General features: G+C 70.1%; 19 protein-coding genes. 13 read left to right on the forward strand and 6 right to left on the reverse strand.

Going from position 1 to position 17,794, the window contains the following annotated elements; genetic code table 11:
- The first annotated feature begins 113 nt into the window (after nt 1-113).
- Nucleotides 114-389: a type II toxin-antitoxin system Phd/YefM family antitoxin gene (locus MTDSW087_RS10480; protein WP_144763519.1), complete on the forward strand. Its 276-nt coding sequence runs from the start codon at nt 114-116 to the stop codon at nt 387-389.
- Nucleotides 386-778, forward strand: a complete 393-nt coding sequence (locus tag MTDSW087_RS10485; RefSeq protein ID WP_144763521.1) for a type II toxin-antitoxin system VapC family toxin — start codon at nt 386-388, stop codon at nt 776-778. The genes MTDSW087_RS10480 and MTDSW087_RS10485 overlap by 4 nt, the downstream gene beginning before the upstream one ends.
- A gap of 351 nt (nt 779-1,129) precedes the next feature.
- Here the strand turns inward: MTDSW087_RS10485 and purQ are convergent, their stop codons facing one another.
- The 5 genes from purQ to MTDSW087_RS10510 form a co-directional block, all read right to left on the reverse strand.
- Nucleotides 1,130-1,810 (reverse strand): phosphoribosylformylglycinamidine synthase subunit PurQ, encoded by a 681-nt coding sequence (purQ, locus tag MTDSW087_RS10490; RefSeq protein WP_144763523.1) that lies wholly within the window; start codon nt 1,808-1,810, stop codon nt 1,130-1,132.
- Entirely contained in the window at nt 1,810-2,049 is a 240-nt protein-coding gene (gene purS / locus MTDSW087_RS10495; RefSeq protein WP_144763525.1) for a phosphoribosylformylglycinamidine synthase subunit PurS, read from the reverse strand. The genes purQ and purS overlap by 1 nt, the downstream gene beginning before the upstream one ends.
- A 126-nt stretch (nt 2,050-2,175) precedes the next feature.
- Entirely contained in the window at nt 2,176-2,406 is a 231-nt protein-coding gene (locus tag MTDSW087_RS10500) for a hypothetical protein (RefSeq protein ID WP_186383803.1), read from the reverse strand.
- Between the two features lie 127 nt (nt 2,407-2,533).
- The gene (locus MTDSW087_RS10505) at nt 2,534-3,133 is read right to left on the reverse strand and encodes an ActR/PrrA/RegA family redox response regulator transcription factor (protein ID WP_144763529.1); all 600 of its coding nucleotides are present in this window, start codon (nt 3,131-3,133) and stop codon (nt 2,534-2,536) included.
- Between the two features lie 38 nt (nt 3,134-3,171).
- Complete coding sequence (locus MTDSW087_RS10510; protein WP_144763531.1) at nt 3,172-4,563, reverse strand: ActS/PrrB/RegB family redox-sensitive histidine kinase; 1,392 nt, start codon at nt 4,561-4,563, stop codon at nt 3,172-3,174.
- Between the two features lie 314 nt (nt 4,564-4,877).
- On the opposite strand from MTDSW087_RS10510, the gene MTDSW087_RS10515 reads away from it, so the two are divergent.
- The 3 genes from MTDSW087_RS10515 to MTDSW087_RS10525 all read left to right on the forward strand — a co-directional run bounded on the left by MTDSW087_RS10515 (nt 4,878) and on the right by MTDSW087_RS10525 (nt 8,890).
- Complete coding sequence (locus MTDSW087_RS10515; protein ID WP_144763533.1) at nt 4,878-6,164, forward strand: polyhydroxyalkanoate depolymerase; 1,287 nt, start codon at nt 4,878-4,880, stop codon at nt 6,162-6,164.
- A gap of 241 nt (nt 6,165-6,405) precedes the next feature.
- Complete coding sequence (locus MTDSW087_RS10520) at nt 6,406-7,152, forward strand: M48 family metallopeptidase (RefSeq protein ID WP_144763535.1); 747 nt, start codon at nt 6,406-6,408, stop codon at nt 7,150-7,152.
- A gap of 235 nt (nt 7,153-7,387) precedes the next feature.
- Nucleotides 7,388-8,890 (forward strand): phosphomannomutase/phosphoglucomutase, encoded by a 1,503-nt coding sequence (locus MTDSW087_RS10525; protein ID WP_144763536.1) that lies wholly within the window; start codon nt 7,388-7,390, stop codon nt 8,888-8,890.
- A 20-nt stretch (nt 8,891-8,910) separates the two neighbouring features.
- On the opposite strand, the gene MTDSW087_RS10530 is transcribed toward MTDSW087_RS10525, so the two are convergent.
- Nucleotides 8,911-9,402, reverse strand: a complete 492-nt coding sequence (locus tag MTDSW087_RS10530; RefSeq protein WP_144763538.1) for a pilus assembly protein N-terminal domain-containing protein — start codon at nt 9,400-9,402, stop codon at nt 8,911-8,913.
- Nucleotides 9,403-9,780: 378 nt separating this feature from the next.
- On the opposite strand from MTDSW087_RS10530, the gene MTDSW087_RS10535 reads away from it, so the two are divergent.
- From MTDSW087_RS10535 to MTDSW087_RS10570, 8 genes are all read left to right on the forward strand, one after another.
- Nucleotides 9,781-9,945 carry a Flp family type IVb pilin gene (locus tag MTDSW087_RS10535; RefSeq protein WP_142581899.1) on the forward strand — a complete coding sequence of 55 codons (165 nt, stop codon included), beginning with the start codon at nt 9,781-9,783 and terminating at the stop codon, nt 9,943-9,945.
- 201 nt (nt 9,946-10,146) lie between these two features.
- Nucleotides 10,147-10,653, forward strand: a complete 507-nt coding sequence (locus tag MTDSW087_RS10540; protein WP_144763540.1) for an A24 family peptidase — start codon at nt 10,147-10,149, stop codon at nt 10,651-10,653.
- Nucleotides 10,654-10,866: 213 nt separating this feature from the next.
- Complete coding sequence (gene cpaB, locus MTDSW087_RS10545; RefSeq protein ID WP_144763542.1) at nt 10,867-11,667, forward strand: Flp pilus assembly protein CpaB; 801 nt, start codon at nt 10,867-10,869, stop codon at nt 11,665-11,667.
- 8 nt (nt 11,668-11,675) lie between these two features.
- Nucleotides 11,676-13,196 carry a type II and III secretion system protein family protein gene (locus MTDSW087_RS10550; protein WP_144763544.1) on the forward strand — a complete coding sequence of 507 codons (1,521 nt, stop codon included), beginning with the start codon at nt 11,676-11,678 and terminating at the stop codon, nt 13,194-13,196.
- A 77-nt stretch (nt 13,197-13,273) separates the two neighbouring features.
- On the forward strand, nt 13,274-13,993 hold the full coding sequence (locus MTDSW087_RS10555; protein WP_144763547.1) for a CpaD family pilus assembly protein: 720 nt from the start codon (nt 13,274-13,276) through the stop codon (nt 13,991-13,993).
- A 54-nt stretch (nt 13,994-14,047) separates the two neighbouring features.
- Entirely contained in the window at nt 14,048-15,292 is a 1,245-nt protein-coding gene (locus MTDSW087_RS10560; protein WP_144763570.1) for a CpaE/TadZ family protein, read from the forward strand.
- A gap of 39 nt (nt 15,293-15,331) precedes the next feature.
- The gene (locus tag MTDSW087_RS10565; protein ID WP_144763572.1) at nt 15,332-16,777 is read left to right on the forward strand and encodes a TadA family conjugal transfer-associated ATPase; all 1,446 of its coding nucleotides are present in this window, start codon (nt 15,332-15,334) and stop codon (nt 16,775-16,777) included.
- Nucleotides 16,774-17,751 (forward strand): type II secretion system F family protein, encoded by a 978-nt coding sequence (locus tag MTDSW087_RS10570; RefSeq protein WP_144763574.1) that lies wholly within the window; start codon nt 16,774-16,776, stop codon nt 17,749-17,751. Before MTDSW087_RS10565 ends, MTDSW087_RS10570 begins: the two co-directional genes overlap by 4 nt.
- Nucleotides 17,752-17,794: the final 43 nt, after the last annotated feature.

Consider the following 17,794-nt stretch of genomic DNA (forward strand, 5'->3'; position numbering starts at 1 on the left):
TTCATCCGCTGGCCCGGAGGTACGCTCCAGCGACCGGAGCGACGGACGGCTTGCGGATGGCGGCAATCGATGACCACATGTGCGCACTATCGATGTACACATGAAGGTGACGTGTGACCGACCCTTTCCCGGATCGGAAGCCCGAGGCCCGCAAGCTCGGCGTGCGTGAGTTCCGAACGAACATCACCGCCGTTCTGCGTGAAGCCCAGCGGGGCAACTCGTTCGTCATCACTTCGCGCGGCGAGGTCGTGGCCGAGATCCACCCGCCCTCGGTGGCGACTCGCCCCCGCCGCGTGCCGGGCACCCTGCGCGGAAGAATCCGCCTGGCTTCCGACTTCGATGTGCTCCCGCCCGACATTCTCGCGGCAATGGAAGGCGAGCCGGAGTGAGGCTCCTCCTCGACACGCACGCACTGCTCTGGTGGATGGCCGACGATGCCAAGCTCGGGCACCGGGCAAGAGACCTTATCGCCGATCCCGACAACGACATCTTGGTCGGCGTGGCATCGCTCTGGGAGATCGTCGTCAAGGTCCGCATCGGCAAGCTGGGCGCCGAGATCGCCGAGATCCTGAATGCCCTCGATCGGCAGGGCTTCACCCTGCTGGACATCGCGCCCGCGCATCTGGCGAAGCTCGTCGACCTGCCACGGCACGGCGATCACCGCGATCCCTTCGACCACCTGCTCATCGCCCAGGCGATCGCGGAAAGTGCGACCTTCGTCTCGGAAGATCGGAATGCCGGCCGTTATCCGGTCCAGATCGTGACCTGCTCCGACTGAGCATCGGCAGAGCTTCGCCGGTCTATCCTCGACCTCATTCGGAGGTGTGCGAAGGAACGAGCGGGGTTGTCGATCGACCGAGCCCAAGAAAAAAGCCGCTCCGAAGAGCGGCTTGAAAGAGTCATCAGGGAGGCATCAAACAGAGTGGACAGAAATCCCACTCGACATCCAGACCATCTGGACTGACTCTCTTGATAAATCGGAAACGTTAACGCAGCGTTAACATGCAACTCGGGCGCGAGTCTTCGCTCTTCCCAAACGACGACCTCATCCCGAGGCCGCCAGCGCGGCGCCTCAGGATGGAGACGTCGAGAATGGGGATGAGCGGCTGTCGGCCCGAGGATCCGCCTCTCAGGCCGCCAGGCTCTCGAACAGGCCGCGCCCGTCCATGCCGCCGACGAGGCCTTCGACGAAGTTCTCGGGATGCGGCATCAGGCCGAGCACGTTGCGGGTCTCGGAATAGATGCCGGCGATGGCGTTGATCGAGCCGTTGCGATTGGCGTCGATGGTCAGCGCGCCGGTCGGGTCGCAGTAGCGGAAGGCCACGCGGCCCTCGCCCTCGATGCGGGCGAGCGTCTCGGGATCGGCGAAGTAGTTGCCCTCGCCATGGGCGACGCAGACGTCGATCACCTGGCCGCGCGCGTAGGCGCTGGTGAAGCGGGTGTCGTTGCGCTCGACCCGCAGGGTCTGGCGGTGGCAGATGAAGCGGCGGTTGACGTTGCGCATCAGGACACCGGGCAGCAGCCCCGATTCGCACAGGATCTGGAAGCCGTTGCAGATGCCGAGCACGAGGCCGCCGCGGGCGGCGTGGGCGCGGACCGCATCCATGGCCGGGGCGCGGCCGGCGATGGCGCCGCAGCGCAGGTAATCGCCGTAGGAGAAGCCGCCGGGCAACACGGCAAGGTCGGTGCCGGCGGGCAGCTCCGAGTCCGCGTGCCAGACGCTGACCACCTCAGCCCCCGCGAGCCGGAGCGCGCGGGCCACGTCGGCATCGCGGTTCGAGCCGGGGAAGACGACGATCGCCGCGCGCATCAGGCGATCTCGATCGCGTAGTTTTCCACCACCGTGTTCGCCAGGAGCTTCTCGCAGGCCGCCTTGAGGGTAGCCTCCGCGCTCGCCCGGTCGCTGGCGTTCACGTCGAGGTCGAAGACCTTGCCCTGGCGAACGCCCTCGACGCTGTCGATTCCGAACGACTTCAGAGCGGCCTCGATCGCCTTCCCCTGAGGATCCAGAACACCTGTCTTCAGGGTGACGATGATGCGGGCTTTCATGATCGGGATGCTCTTCGCGTGTCGGAGACTGGACCAGAATCCGGAATGACGTGCCGTCGCAATCTACTTAGATTTATCGCCGCCCCGCGATCAACCCATCGCGGCGCGGGGCTGCCCTTCCGAGCCCTAGCGCGAGGCGCGAGCAGGAGACCGGATCGGCTCGATGCTCGTGGCGCGGCGCCAGAGCTGGACCATGACCCAGGCCGCCACGAGGCTGAACAGGCCCATGAGGATGTGGCCGACGCGGTCGCCGAGGTCGAGCAGGCCGGCGAGCGCCCAGCCCGAGGCGATCGCCACGGCGAAGACCTCGGTCCCGACTAGCACCATCATGCTGACGATCGTGATCAGGTTTCGGATGTTCACGGATCCAAGTCTCTTCCAAGTCTCTTGCGGCCCCGGGGTGTCTCGTGCGGGCACTAGCGTGATTGGCCGTGCGCGCGCAAGCCGTCAGCCCGGCCCGGGGAGCCGGGCCGGGCGGGAGGCTTCAGCGCGGGGCGCGCTTGGCCAGGATCCGCTGCAGGGTGCGGCGGTGCATGTTGAGGCGCCGCGCGGTCTCGCTGACGTTCCGGCCGCAGAGCTCGTAGACGCGCTGGATGTGCTCCCAGCGCACCCGGTCGGCGGACATCGGGTTCTCGGGCGGGTCGGCGCGCTCGCCGGGCTGGGCCATCAGCGTGCCGTGGATCTCGTCGGCATCGGCGGGCTTGGCGAGATAGTCGAAGGCGCCGAGCTTCACCGCGTTCACCGCAGTCGCGATGTTGCCGTAGCCGGTGAGGATGACGCCGCGCGCCTCGGGACGCTGCTCCTTCAGGCGAGCGATCACGTCGAGGCCGTTGCCGTCGCCGAGGCGCATGTCGATCACCGCGAAGGCGGGGGCGCGGGTCTCCACGGCGGAGAGGCCCTCGGCCACGCTGTCGGCAACCTGCACTTGATAGCCGCGGCTCTCCATGGCGCGGGCGAGCCGCGTCGAGAAGGGCTTGTCGTCGTCGACGATGAGGAGGCTGCGGTCGGAGAAGGCGGCCAGCGGGTCGGTGCCAGCGGCCGTGGCATCGGAGATCGGCGCCGGGGTTCCGGTCTGCGTCAGCATGAGACGCGTCCTTTCGATTCCTCTGTACTGATAGGGTCTTATATAGGTGCGGCATCACCTGTCGGGAGAGGCGCCGCGCGCGGAATTTCAGGCGCGTGCCGCGGAGCCGCCCCGCGCTCGAAGACGTGGCGCGCCCAGGAGATGCGCACCACCGCACCGTGCGTCCCGGCCCGTACCACGTTCGAGAGGGCGATCTGCGCGCCCGAGCGCTCGATCAGGGTCTTGGCGATGAACAGGCCGAGGCCGAGGCCGCCGCCGACGCCCTCGCCGCCGCGGTTGCGGCCGCGGGTGGTGACGTAGGGCTCGCCCACGCGCAGCAGCACCTCGGCGGGAAACCCCGGCCCGTCGTCGCGGATCTCCAGCGACACCCGCTCCGCGGTCCAGCGCGCCTCCAGGCAGACCTTCGCCTCGGCGAAGTCGAGGGCGTTGTCGAGGATGTTGGCGAGGCCGTACATCACCCCCGGGTTCCGGCGCCAGACCGGCTCGGGCCCCTCCCCCGCGCTCGACAGGTCGAGGGCGACGCCCATGGCGCGCTGGGGGGCGGCGAGCTCCTCCACGAGGTGGCTGAGGCTCACCGTCTCGAGGAAGCCGCCGCCCTCCCCCTCGCCCTCGGAACCCAGCGAGGTGAGCTTGCCGAGGATGCCGCGGCAGCGGTCGACCTGCTCGCGCAGGAGGTCGAGGTCGTCGCGCACCGCGGGCGTCGCGGTCGGCCCGAGCTGGCGGATCAGCTCCTTCGAGACCACCATGATGGTGCCGAGCGGCGTGCCGAGCTCGTGCGCGGCGGCCGCGGCCAGCCCGTCGAGCTGCGACAGGTGCTGTTCGCGGGCGAGCACCAGCTCGGTGGCCGCGAGCGCCTGGGCGAGCTGGCGCGTCTCCTCCGAGACCCGCCAGGCATAGACCCCGGTGAAGGCCGTGCCGAGCAGGATCGCCGTCCACACCCCCGAGACGTAGAGGAAGGGCAGCTCGATCCGCCCGTCCGCGAACCAGGGCAGCGGCCGGTGCACCAGGGCGAGCAGCGTCGCGAGCCCCACCGCGAGCAGCCCGAGGGCGAGCGTCCGCTCCGGCGGCAGCGCGGTCGCCGAGATCAGGACCGGGGCGAGGAAGAGCAGCGAGAACGGGTTCTGCAAGCCCCCGGTGAGAAAGAGCAGCGCCGCGAGCTGCACGATGTCGAAGGCGAGGAGCAAGGCGGCCGAATCGTCGCTCAGCCGGTAGCTCGCCGGGAAGCGGATACGCAGGGCGAGGTTCAGCCAGGACGAGGCCGCGATCGCCAGGAAGCACCAGCCGAAGGGCAGCGACAGACCGAGGCCGAACTGCGCGCCGATCACCGCCGCGCTCTGCCCGGCGATGGCGAGCCAGCGCAGGCGCACGAAGGTGTCGAGGCGCAGGTGGCGCGCGTCGCGGAGCAGGCGGGAGGGATCGCTGTCGGGCATCGTCTCTCGTCGGGCGTCGGGGCGGGCGCGGCGCCGGGCCGCTCCTCCCGCGAGGGAACGGAGGTGGCGCCCCGAAGTTGCGGCAACAGGCCCCGAGGTCTTCCCAGATCCCCGGGGTGTCGCCGCTCCACGACCTCCCGTGCCGTCAGCGCGGGGTGACGCGGGGCCTTGATTCCCGTCGCGCGCGATCATGACATTTGATCGATGCCGGCGACACGCGGCCCTCCCGGGCTGCAATCTTCGCGCAACGCTGACCACGCACCCTGCCCGGACATGCCTGCGCATCGACCGGGCGGGCTTCGGGGGGAACGACGATGGACCTGGCTTATTTCTGGTACGAGGGAGCGCGGGCGCTGATGGCGCCGGCCCGGATCGCGGCCGACGTCACCCGCTACGCGGTGCAGAACCCGGCCAACCCGATGGCCTACTCGCCCTATGCCCGCTCGATCGCGGCGGGCTGCGAGATGTTCGAGCGGGTCACCCGCCGCTACGGCAAGCCGCATTTCGGCCTCGACAGCACGGTGGTGGACGGCGTCTCCGTGCCGGTCACCGAGCGGGTGGTCTGGGAGCGGCCCTTCTGCCGGGTCGTCACCTTCGACCGCGGCTTCCTGCGCCCGCCGGCCGAGCCGCAGCCGAAGCTCCTCATCGTCGCGCCGATGTCGGGCCACTACGCCACGCTGCTGCGCGGCACCGTGGAGGCGATGCTACCGAACCATCAGGTCTTCATCACCGACTGGGCGGATGCCCGTATGGTGCCGGTCACCGCCGGGCGCTTCGACCTCGACACCTATATCGACTACCTGCAGGAGATCTTCCGCGACCTCGGCCCGGACCTGCACGTGATGGCCGTGTGCCAGCCGGCCGTGCCGGTGATCGCCGCGGTCGCGGTGATGGAGGCGCGGGCGGCGCACACCGTGCCCGTCTCGATGACCCTGATGGGCGGCCCGATCGACACCCGCCGCTCGCCCACCGCCGTGAACTGCCTTGCCCAGGAGCGCGGCCAGGCCTGGTTCGAGCGCAACACCATCGCCTACGTGCCGCCGACCTTCCCCGGCGCGTGGCGGCGCGTCTATCCGGGCTTCCTGCAGCTCTCCGGCTTCATGGCGATGAACCTCGACCGGCACGTCACCGCCCATGCCGACATGTTCGATCACCTCGTGAAGGGCGACGGCGATTCGGCCGAGAAGCACCGCGAGTTCTACGACGAGTACCTCGCGGTGATGGACCTCACGGCGGAGTTCTACCTCCAGACCGTCGAGACGGTGTTCGTGGAACACGCCCTGCCGCGGGGCACGATGAGGCACCGGGGCGAGCCGGTCGACCTCGCCGCCATCCGCACCTGCGCGATCCTCGCGGTCGAGGGCGAGAAGGACGACATCTCGGGCGTCGGCCAGACGCTGGCGGCCCTCGACCTCACGCCGAACCTCCCCGACGCGCGCAAGGCCTACCACCTGCAGGACGGCGTCGGCCATTACGGCGTGTTCAACGGCTCGCGCTACCGCTCCGTCATCGCCCCGCGCATCGCCGCCTTCATCCGCGAGATGGCGGCCGAGCGGCAGAGCCCCGTGGCCCGGGTGCCGCACCTGCGCGCGGTGAGCTGAGGCCTCCCTCCCCTCCCAGGCCTGTGCATCCAGGCCTCCTCCCCGAGGCCTGGATCCGACACTGACGCCAAGCGCGACGCACCCCCCTCTCCCGTTCGGGAGAGGGAACCCGCGCCTCGCTCGGGAACGCCGCGGGCGGGAATGTTGCGTGAATGCGCTCCCCTGCGGCAACGGAGAGCGCGGCACTTGAGCGGCGCCCGACCCGGCTGGCAAATGGCCGAGCCTGCAGTAGAGTGCGGCCATGCTCTCGGCCCTGCTGCGGCGCGTCGATCCGGCTCCCGCCCCCGACCACATCGAGATCGCCCATGCGGGCGAGACCTTCCGGATCCTGCTGCGCCGGCGCGACACGGCGCGGCGGCTGACGCTGCGGGTCTCCTCGGCCACCGGCGAGGTGGTGATGACGCTGCCGCCGCGCACGGGCCTCACCACGGCCCGGCGCTTCGCGGCGAGCCATGGCGGCTGGATCGCGGCCCGGCTCGCCCGGATGCCCGAGCGCATCGCCTTCGCGGAGGGGGCGGAGATCCCGGTGCGCGGCACCCCGCACCGGATCGTGCGCCGCGGCGAGCGCAGCGGCGCCACCCGGATCGAGGATTCCCCCATCGGCCCCATCCTCTCGGTCTCCTGCGGGGAGGCGCATGTGGGGCGGCGGGTGCGCGACTTCCTCCAGGCCGAGGCACGCCGGGACCTCGGCGCCGCCATCGCCCGCTACACCGCGTCCCTCGGCCAGGGCCCGACCCGCGTGACTCTCCGCGACACCCGCAGCCGCTGGGGCTCCTGCACGGCGCGGGGCGAATTGAACTTCTCCTGGCGCCTGATCCTCGCCCCGCCCCTGGTGCTCGACTACCTGGTGGCGCACGAGATGGCGCACTTACGCGAGATGAACCACTCGAACCGCTTCTGGACCCTCGTCGGCCGGATCTGTCCCCATGTGGACCCGGCCGAGGCCTGGCTGAAGCGCGAGGGCGCGGGGCTGCACCGCTACGGGTGAGACCGGGCAGCATGCCTCTCTCATCCGCGGGACGCCGGGGAGCCGGTGTTGTGCGCATACCGTTCAGGGTTCCGCGGCGTCCCGCGTCTCCCTCTCCGGCCAGGCCTCCGGCATCGCCAGACGCGCGGGGACGAAGCCGCTTGCCCGGAACAGCCCGGCTTGGCCTCGCCTGGCCGCTTCGCTAAGCGGGGGGCGACCCGCTCGGCAGGACGAGCCCGACAGGACGAGGACCGCGATGTTTCCCAAGCCGCTGCCCGCGCTCGAGCCCAACACCTTCGCCTTCGAGCAATTGCCCCTGGTGAAGCCCACGGGATTCCGCGAGTACGACGCGCGCTGGCTGTTCCCCAAGGAGATCAACCTGATGGGGGTGCAGGCGCTGGGCCTCGGCATCGGCACCCTGGTGCACGAGCTCGGCGTGCGGCCCGACATCGTCACCGGCCACGATTTCCGCAGCTACTCCTCCGCGATCAAGCTCGCGCTGATCGCCGGCATGCAGGCGGCGGGCCTGCGCGTGAAGGATATCGGCCTCGCCCTCTCGCCGATGGCCTATTTCGGCCAGTTCGCCCTCGACTGCCCCTGCGTGGCCATGGTCACCGCCTCGCACAACGACAACGGCTGGACCGGCGTGAAGATGGGCGCCAACCGGCCGATGACCTTCGGCCCCGACGAGATGGGCCGCCTGAAGGAGATCGTCCTCGGCGGCACCTACCAGTACCGCGACGGCGGCTCCTACGAATTCGTGGAGGGCTTCGCCGAGACCTACCTGAAGGACCTCAAGACCCGGGCCAAGCCCATCACGCGCAAGCTCAAGGTGGTGGCCGCCTGCGGCAACGGTACCGCCGGCGCCTTCGCGCCGCGGCTCCTGGAGGCGCTGGGCGTCGAGGTGGTGCCCCTCGACGTCGAGCCCGACTACACCTTCCCGCGCTACAACCCGAACCCCGAGGACATGGAGATGCTCCATGCCATCGCGGCCAAGGTGAAGGAGACCGGCGCCGATGTCGGCCTCGGCTTCGACGGCGACGGCGACCGCTGCGGCGTGGTGGATAACGAGGGGGAAGAGATCTTCGCCGACAAGATCGGCGTCATGCTGGCCCGCGACCTCGGCAAGCTGCATCCCGGCGCGACCTTCGTGGTCGATGTGAAGTCCACCGGGCTCTACAACACCGATCCCGAGCTTCAGGCGGTCGCAGTCAAGACCGATTACTGGAAGACCGGCCATTCCTACATCAAGCGCCGGGTCAACGAGCTCGGCGCGCTGGCGGGCTTCGAGAAGTCGGGCCACTTCTTCTTCAACGAGCCGATCGGGCGCGGCTACGACGACGGGTTGCTCACCGCGATCAGCGTGATCGAGATGCTCGACCGCAATCCCGATAAATCCATGGCCGACCTCTACCGGGCCCTGCCCAAGACCTGGGGCTCGCCGACCATGTCGCCGCATTGCGACGACGAGGTGAAGTACGGCGTGGTGGAGACGGTGACGAAGCGCTTCCGGGCGATGAAGGAGGCCGGCGAGGCGCTGGCCGGGCAGAAGATCGTCGACCTCGTCACCGTGAACGGCGTGCGCATCACCGCCGAGGACGGCACGTGGGGGCTGGTGCGCGCCTCCTCGAACAAGCCGGAACTGGTGGTGGTGATCGAGAGCCCGGTCTCGGAGGCGCGGCTGCGGGCGATGTTCGCGGCGGTCGACGGGGTGCTGCGCGAGAACGCCGAGGTCGGCGCCTACAACCAGACGATCTGACCGGACGCGGCCCCGGGAGGCTACTTCTCGGGGCCGGCACTGCCGATGGCGAGCTTGCGGCGCTGGTCGGCCTGGCTGCTCACCTGCCCGAAGTAATCGGCCGTGTCGCCGAGCTGCATGGAGGGCTGGCAGATCGGGGTGCAGGAATAGGAGTTGCGCTCGCTCGGCCCGCGCTGGACCGTGACCACCGAGCTCTGCGACGCCTCGACTCGGATCATGGTCTCGGCGATCATCGCGCCGGCCGCATCGAGGGCGATCAGGTTGGTGGCGCCGAAGCTCTTGCCGGTGAGCACGAGCACGCCGTTCTTCTGAAGGGTCACGTCGGCGATGAGCGGGTTGCCGACGATCACCGTCTGCGCCTTCTCCGGGAGCCGCATCACCTTGGCGTTATCGACGCTCACGCTCACCACCGGCAGGGCGGCCTCCGCGGCGCGGCCCGGGCCGGCGCCGCCGGGCAGCGCGGCCGAGGCCGCGAGCAGGCCTGCGGCGAGGCGGAGGACGGAACGGCGCATCGGGCGTTGGCCTTCGGATTTCCGCGGGCGGGACGGGGAGGCAGCACGGCGAGCGCGCCGCCCCCGCGCAGCGAAACACCGGATTGGTGAAAGAAGCGCTAAGGCGGCCTCGCCCCCGTTCATCCTTACGTCGTGCCGGGCGGCCCACGGCCCTCGGCAAGCGTCGCCGATGGTATTGCTGCATCAGCGATATCGGGCTCCGACTGTCGTTCCGCTTACGATCTCTTCACCACGACACGGCTGTGCTGGCCATCGCTTCCCGCAGCGAGACGATTTAACCGATTTTCAAGGGCGGTGCTGGCATTCTTCCCCTGCCGCCGATCGAGACGAAGATCTTCGACGGCCCCCTCGCAGGTCGTTCCTCCAAGGATCTCAGCCATGAAGTCTGTGTTCAAGCGTTTCGCTGCCGACGAGTCCGGCGCCACCGCGATCGAGTACGGCATGATCGCCGCCCTCATCGCCGTCGTCATCATCGGCACCCTGAAGATCATCGGCACGCAGCTCAACGCGAAGTTCAACGCGATCTCCGCCCAGCTGAACTGATCCGCGTCGCGGCACGCCCGGCGGCACCGTTCGCGCTCCGGCCCGCCCCCAGCGGGGGTCCGGGACCGGGCGCGGCACCGGTTGGGCGGACCTGAACAGCGCGCCGCCGCCGTGGCCGTTCCCGTGGAAGGCGGGACCGGCCACGGCTGCGTTTCGACCGGGGCCCGCGCACCCCCTCCCCTGCCCGGACAAGGTGACGCGATGGCCTCCCTCGGCATCCTGGTCGTGTTCCCGTTCCTGATGGCCTATGCGGCCGCCAGCGACCTCTTGACCATGCTGATCCCCAACCGGATCTCGCTCGCCCTCATCGCCGCCTTCGCCGCCCTCGCCTGCACCGGCCTGATGTCCTGGACCGAGCTCGGCCTGCATCTCGGCGCCGCGGCCCTCGTGCTCACCGTCTGCTTCACGCTCTTCGCCTTCGGCGTGATCGGCGGCGGCGACGCCAAGCTCGCCGCGGCGACCGCGCTCTGGCTCGGCTTCGACGGGCTGCTCGACTATCTCCTCGTGGCCTCGATCCTGGGCGGCGGCCTGACGCTGGCGATCCTCGCGGCCCGCTCCCACCCGCTGCCGCAGGCCATCGCCCGGATGCCCTTCGCGCTCCACCTGCACGACCGCGCCACCGGTATCCCCTACGGCATCGCGCTCGCCGCCGCGGCCCTGCTCGTCCTGCCGGAGACCACCGTCTGGGCGCGCACCTTCGCGGCCTGATCCGGATCCGGGCGCGGCCAGCATTCGTCGCCTCGCGCCACCGCATTGGCCCCCGGCGCAGCCGCCGAAACGGTCCGGATCGACTGGGAGAACCGCTTTCGGACGCAGCGGGCAAGCGTCCGGTGACGTCTCCTTAACCCTAATTACACGAATGCCGCGGCACTCTGGCGGCGACGGCGCAGTCCGAGCCGTCGTCCTTGCCGTGGTCTGCCGATGCAACCAGCACGCCTTGCCGTTCTCGCCATAGCCCTCGTCGCGGGCGGCGGTGCGGCGCTGCTCATGAGCGGCGGTGATCCGCCGCCGCCGCCCCCGCCCGTCGCCCGGGTGGAGCCGCCGCCGGCCCCGGTGACGGAGGTGCTGGTCGCGGCCGCCGAGCTTCCCATGGGGCAGGTGCTTCAGGCCGCCGACCTGCGCTGGCAGAAATGGCCCGAGGACGCGCTGACCCCGGGCTACATGACCCGCAAGCTGAATCCGAAGGCCCTGGAGGAGGCGGTCGGCGCCACGGTGCGCGCGCCCTTCCTCGTCGGCGAGCCCGTGCGCCCGCAGAAGCTGGTGCGCCCGGACAGCGGCTTCATGGCCGCGATCCTGCCCCAGGGCATGCGCGCGGTGGCCATCGTCACCGATACCCGCGGCACCAACTCGGCCGGCGGCTTCATCCTGCCGAACGACCGCGTGGACGTTATCCGCACCTACCGCGACGAGGAGAACTCGCGCGCCACCGGCACCGACGTGCAGCTCTCGCAGACCATCCTCTCCGACATCCGGGTGCTCGCGGTCGGCCAGCTCATCCAGGAGAAGAACGGCACCAACGTCGTCACCGGCGAGACCGCGACGCTGGCGCTGACGCCGGCCCAGGCCGAGACCATCACGCTCGCGCAGAAGGTCGGCTCGCTGTCGCTGGCGCTGCGCAGCATCGCCGATTCCGGCAGGCCGGTGGAGGCCGAGCCGGAGCAGAAGAATCCCGCCCTCACGGTCGTGCGCTTCGGCGTCGCCCGGCAGCAGACCACCCGGTGATGGCCCAGATGCCCGCCCGTCCCGCCTTCCGCCCGCTGCGCGCCGCGCTCCGGCTCTCGCTCCCGCTCGCGGGCATCGCCCTCGGCTTCTCCGCCGCCGCCCAGGACCGGCCGGTCCTCGGCCCCGCGCCGACCCTGGCGGTCGGCGCCGCCGAGGCCTCGGCCACCCGCAAGATCGAATTGACCGCCGGCCGCTCGGTCATCGTCGACCTGCCGCGCGACGCCAAGGAGGTCTTCGTCGCGAACCCCAAGGTCGCCAACGCCGTGGTGCGCTCGACCCGCAAGGTCTTCGTGATCGGCATGGAGAACGGCACCACCTCGATCTTCATCCTCGATGCCGAGGGGCGCCAGATCACCGCCCTCGACGTCACCGTCGCGCGCGATCTGAACCTCAACATCCTGCGCCAGCTCCTCGGCCAGAGCATCCCCGGCGCCCGCTTCGACGTGCGCTCCAGCGGCGACTCGGTGCTGCTCTCCGGCTCGGTCGCCTCGGCCGCCGAGGCGCAGCAGGCCATCGACATCGCCAACGCCTTCGTCGGCGTCTCCGGCGGCGGAGGGGGCGGCAGCGGGGCCGGCGTCGCCGGCGGCTCGCGCGGCGCGGTCATCAACAACCTGACCATCCGCGGCAAGGATCAGGTCATGCTGCGCGTGACCGTGGCCGAGGTCTCGCGCACGGTGCTGAAGCAGTTCGGCGTCAACCTCAGCGGCAACTGGTCGAACCTCAACCTCGTCAACGCCTCGCCGCTCGCGATCTCCGGCGGCCAGTTCCCCACCGGCAACCTGATCTCGGGGACGATCAACGGCCCCGGCGGCGCAAGCCTGACGGCGACGCTCAAGGCTTTCGAGCAGGCCGGCGTGTCGCGGATCCTGGCCGAGCCGACCCTGACCGCGATCTCGGGCGAATCCGCCAAGTTCACGGCCGGCGGCGAGCTTCCGGTCCCGTCGAGCCAGACCTGCACCCCGGCCCTGGTGGCCGGCCAGCAGCCCACCTGCGTCGTCGGCATCGCCTTCAAGAAATACGGCGTCAGCCTGAACTTCACGCCCGTCGTCCAGTCCGAGAACCGGATCTCGATCCGCGTCGGCACCGAGGTCAGCGAGATCGACCCGCAGAACTCGTACAGCTTCGTCAGCGGCAACTCGACCACGGCCGTGCCCGGCCTGACGGTGCGCAACTCCGAGACCACCGTCGAGCTGCCCTCCGGCGGTACGATGATGACCGCGGGCCTGATCCAGCAGAAGAGCAAGTCGGCGATCGCCGGCCTGCCCGGCCTCATCAACCTGCCGATCCTCGGCGCCCTGTTCCGCAGCCGCGACTACCAGCGGCAGGAGACGGAGCTGATGATCATGGTGACGCCCTTCATCGCCAAGCCGATCGAGCCGCGCCAGGTCTCGAGGCCGGACGACGGCTTCGTCGAGGCCACCGACGGCCAGGCGGTTCTGCTGGGCCAGATCAACCGCCTCTACGGCGTGGCCGGCGCCAAGCCCCTCGGACGCGGCTACCGCGGCCGCGTCGGCTTCATCACCGACTGACCGTCTCCGATCCCCGCCTCGCCGGGCGCCCTGTTGCGGCCGCCCCGAAGACGGCCCGCCCTTTCAGGACCCGCGCCATGACCGCCCTCCGTCCTCAGCTTCTTCCCCTCGCCGCGCTCGCCGCCCTCCTCGGGGCGTGCCAGGCCGACCGGGCCGCGACCGGCTCGATCTATCCCCACGACTACCGCGCGCGGCACCCGATCGTGCTTGCCGACGGCAGCCGCAGCCTCGACGTCTTCCCCACCGGGCCCGGCCATCTCGATCCGCGCCAGCGGGCGGATGTCGACGCCTTCGTGCTCGAGTACCGACGCTACGGCCGCGGCACGCTCCTGGTCGAACTGCCGCGCGGGGTCGCGCCGGCGGCCGGCGCCGCGGTCGAGCGCACCGGCGCGGCGATCCGGCGGCTCACGGCCGAGGGCGGCGTCCCGTCCCGGGAGATCGTCGTGTCGGGCTATGCCGTGGCCAATCCCGGCCTCGCCGCACCGATCCGCCTGAGCTTCCAGCGCATGGAGGCCCGGGTCGCCGACCAGTGCGGGCTGTGGCCGCAGGATCTCGGCGTCAGCACGCCGATGTCGAACCTGCGCAACGAGCCGAACTGGAATCTCGGCTGCGCGACGCAATCCACCGTCGCCGCCCAGGTCGCCGACCCGGTCGACCTCGTGCGCGGCCGGACGGAGGGCCGGATCGACACGGTCCGCCGCGTCAAGGACATCGATCAGCTGCGCATCGGCAAGGATCCCTCAACCAACTGGCGTCAGGATGGGCAGACCAACGTGAGCAGCCGTCTCGGCATCTGAACCGCGTCGCGACCACGCCGGCCCCGTACAGGACCCGAACCGGAAAGCCTCATCATGGCGGACACTTCCGAGACATCCGAGCGCTTGATCGCCCCGGTGCCGCGGATCACGATCCAGGCGTTCTGCGAAACGGCGGAGACGGCTGCCGCCATCGAGGCGGCCGGCACGGACCGGCGCATGCAGAAGGCCCATCTGAAGGTGCAGATGGGCGGGGCCGCCGCGGCGGTCGAGGCCTATCGCAGCGCGCCGACGCCCAACGTCATCATCATCGAGACGCAGGGGCCGAAATCGAAGCCGCTGGAGCATCTCGACGCGCTCGCCGAGGTCTGCGACGAGGGCACCCGCGTCCTCGTGATCGGGCACGTCAACGACGTCGCGCTCTACCGCCAGTTCATCCAGCGCGGCGTCAGCGACTACCTGATGGTGCCGCTGGAGCCGCTGACGCTGATCACCTCGGTGTCCGACCTCTTCACCGCGCCGGGCGTCAAGCCGGTCGGCCGCACCATCGCCGTCTACGGCGTGCGCGGCGGCATCGGCGCCTCGACGGTGGCGCACAACCTCGCCTGGTCGATGGCCCGCGGCCAGAAGCTCCAGACGGTGATCGCCGACCTCGACATCGCCTTCGGCACCGCGAGCCTCAACTTCAACCAGGATCCGCCCCAGGGCATCGCCGAGGCGGTCTTCGCGCCGGAGCGCCTCGATTCGGCGCTCGTCGAGCGCCTGCTCTCGAAGTGCAGCGACAATCTCAGCCTGCTCTCGGCGCCCGCGAGCCTCGATCGCACCATCGACCTCTCCGAGCCCGCCTTCGACGGGCTCATCGACCACCTGCGCGCGGCGGTGCCCTGCATCGTGCTCGACGTGCCGCATCAATGGTCGGCCTGGACGAAGCGGGTCCTGACCGGCGCCGACGACCTCATCGTGGTGGCCGGCCCAGACCTGACCTGCCTGCGCAACGCCAAGAACGTGCTCGGCGCCCTGCAGCACGGCCGGCCGAACGACCGCGCCCCCCGCGTGGTGCTGAACGGCGTCGGCATGGCCAAGCGGCCGGAAATCGGCGCGGCGGAATTCGCCAAGGCGCTCGAGGTGCCGCTCGCGGCCGCCATCCCGTTCGATCCGGGCCTGTTCGGCACCGCCGCGAATAACGGGCAGATGGTGGCCGAGGTGCAGCCCAATTCCAAGGCGACCGAGATCTTCGCCGAGCTCGCCGCCTCGGTGCTCGGCCGTCCCGAGACGCGCCGCAGCCGTGCGAACCTGTTCGAGCCGCTTCTCGCCAAGCTCGCGCGGCGCAAGGCCTCCTGACCGTGATCACCCGAACCCGCACGGGCAAGGATCCCCAGCATGTTCGGTAGAAGGCAGAACGTCGCCCAGCCCGCCGCGCCGGCGCGCCCGCAGGCACAGGCGAAGGCCTCGGCGCCCGTCCTGATCCAGGACGACGCGCCGCCCCGGCGCGTGGAGCCGGTCGCGCCCTCCGTCTCCGTCCAGGTGGAGAGCCCGCGCTCCGAGGAATACTACCGCACGAAGAGCATGATCTTCGGCGCGCTGATCGAAGCCATCGACCTCGCCCAGCTCTCGCGCCTCGACGCCGAGACTGCCCGCGAGGAGATCCGCGACATCGTCTCGGAGATCATCGGCCTCAAGAACATCGTCCTCTCCATCGCCGAGCAGGAGGAGCTGCTCGACGACATCTGCAACGACGTCCTCGGCTACGGCCCGCTGGAGCCCCTGCTCGCCCGCGACGACATCTCCGACGTCATGGTCAACGGCGCCAACCGCGCCTTCATCGAGGTCGGCGGCAAGATCCAGCTCACCAACGTGCGCTTCCGCGACAACCAGCAGCTGATGAACATCTGTCAGCGCATCGTGAGCCAGGTGGGCCGACGCGTGGACGACGCTTCGCCGATCTGCGACGCGCGCCTGCCCGACGGCTCCCGCGTCAACGTGATCGCGCCGCCGCTCGCCATCGACGGGCCGGCACTCACCATCCGAAAGTTCAAGAAGGACAAGCTCACCCTCGACCAGCTCGTGCGCTTCGGCGCGATCTCGCCCGAGGGCGCCGAGATCCTCAAGATCATCGGCAAGAGCCGCTGCAACGTGGTCATCTCGGGCGGCACGGGCTCGGGCAAGACGACCCTGCTCAACTGCCTGACCGCCTATATCGAGCACGACGAGCGCGTCATCACCTGCGAGGACGCGGCCGAGCTGCAATTGCAGCAGCCGCACGTGGTCCGCCTCGAAACCCGGCCGCCCAACATGGAGGGCCAGGGCCAGGTCACCATGCGCGACCTCGTCAAGAACTGCCTGCGCATGCGGCCCGAGCGCATCATCGTCGGCGAGGTGCGCGGCCCGGAGGCGTTCGACCTCCTCCAGGCCATGAATACCGGCCATGACGGCTCGATGGGCACGCTCCACGCGAACTCGCCGCGCGAGTGCCTGTCGCGTATCGAATCGATGATCTCGATGGGCGGCTTCACCCTGCCCTCGAAGACGCTGCGCGAGATGATCGTCGGCTCGATCGACGTGATCATCCAGGCGATGCGCCTGCGCGACGGCTCGCGCCGCATCACCCACATCACCGAGGTGATCGGGATGGAGGGCGACGTCATCACGACGCAGGACATCTTCCTCTACGACATCATCGGCGAGGACGCGAACGGCCGCCTGATCGGCAAGCACCGCTCGACGGGCGTCGGCCGGCCGAAATTCTGGGAGCGGGCGCGCTATTACGGCCTGGAGAAGCGGCTCGGCGAGGCCCTCGACGCCGCCGAGATGGGATCAGAGCCGTGAACCTCGCAGGCAACCTCCCCCTCGCGGCCGGGCTGCTCGCCCTCGCGGTCGCCGGAATCGTCTACGTCGTGCTGCTGCCGCTCCTCACCGGCGAGCGCCGGGCGGCGCAGCGGCTGAAGACCATCAGCGTGCCGAGCGCGAGCGGCGCCGTGCGCAGCGCGACGGTCAACCGCCGCGACCAGATCGCCAAGACCCTCAACGAGATCGAGGCGAAGTCGAAGGGCGCCACCAAGGTCACGCTGGAGCTGAAGATCGCCCGCGCCGGCCTGCCCTGGACGGTGCGCACCTTCTGGACCGTCTCGGGGGGCATCGGCGCGGTGCTCGGCCTGATCCTCCTGATGATCACCGAGAGCCCGCTCGTCGCCCTCGGCGGCGTGTTCGTGGGCGCGCTCGGCGTGCCGCAATACATCCTGCGCAGCATGCGCCTGCGCCGCATCGCCAAGTTCAACAAGGAATTGCCGAACGCGGTCGACGTCATCGTGCGCGGCATCCGGACCGGCATCCCGGTCGGCGACTGCTTCCGCATGGTCTCGCGCGAGGCCGAGGAACCGGTGCGCAGCGAGTTCCGCACCATCATCGAGACGCAGGCGCTCGGCCTCTCCCTCGGCGATTCGGTGAGCCGCCTCTACGAGCGCGTGCCGGTGCCGGAGGTGAACTTCTTCTCGATCGTGATCAACATCCAGCAGCAATCGGGCGGCAACCTCTCGGAGGCGCTGAGCAACCTGTCGCGCGTGCTGCGCGAGCGGCGCAAGATGGCCGGCAAGGTCCAGGCGATGAGCATGGAGGCCAAGGCCTCCGCCTCGATCATCGCGGCGCTGCCCTTCGGCGTCGCCGGCATCACCACGCTGACGAGCCCGGACTACATCTCGCTGCTCTGGACGACCGATGCGGGCAAGATCGCCCTCGTCGGCTCGGCCCTGTGGATGGCCTGCGGGATCTTCACGATCAAGAAGATGATCGCCTTCGACTTCTGACCTCCGAGGCCGGCGCAGCCCGGCCCCATGCAGGCTCCCGAGC

The organism is Methylobacterium dankookense (genome assembly GCF_902141855.1).
Lineage (GTDB): Bacteria > Pseudomonadota > Alphaproteobacteria > Rhizobiales > Beijerinckiaceae > Methylobacterium > Methylobacterium dankookense.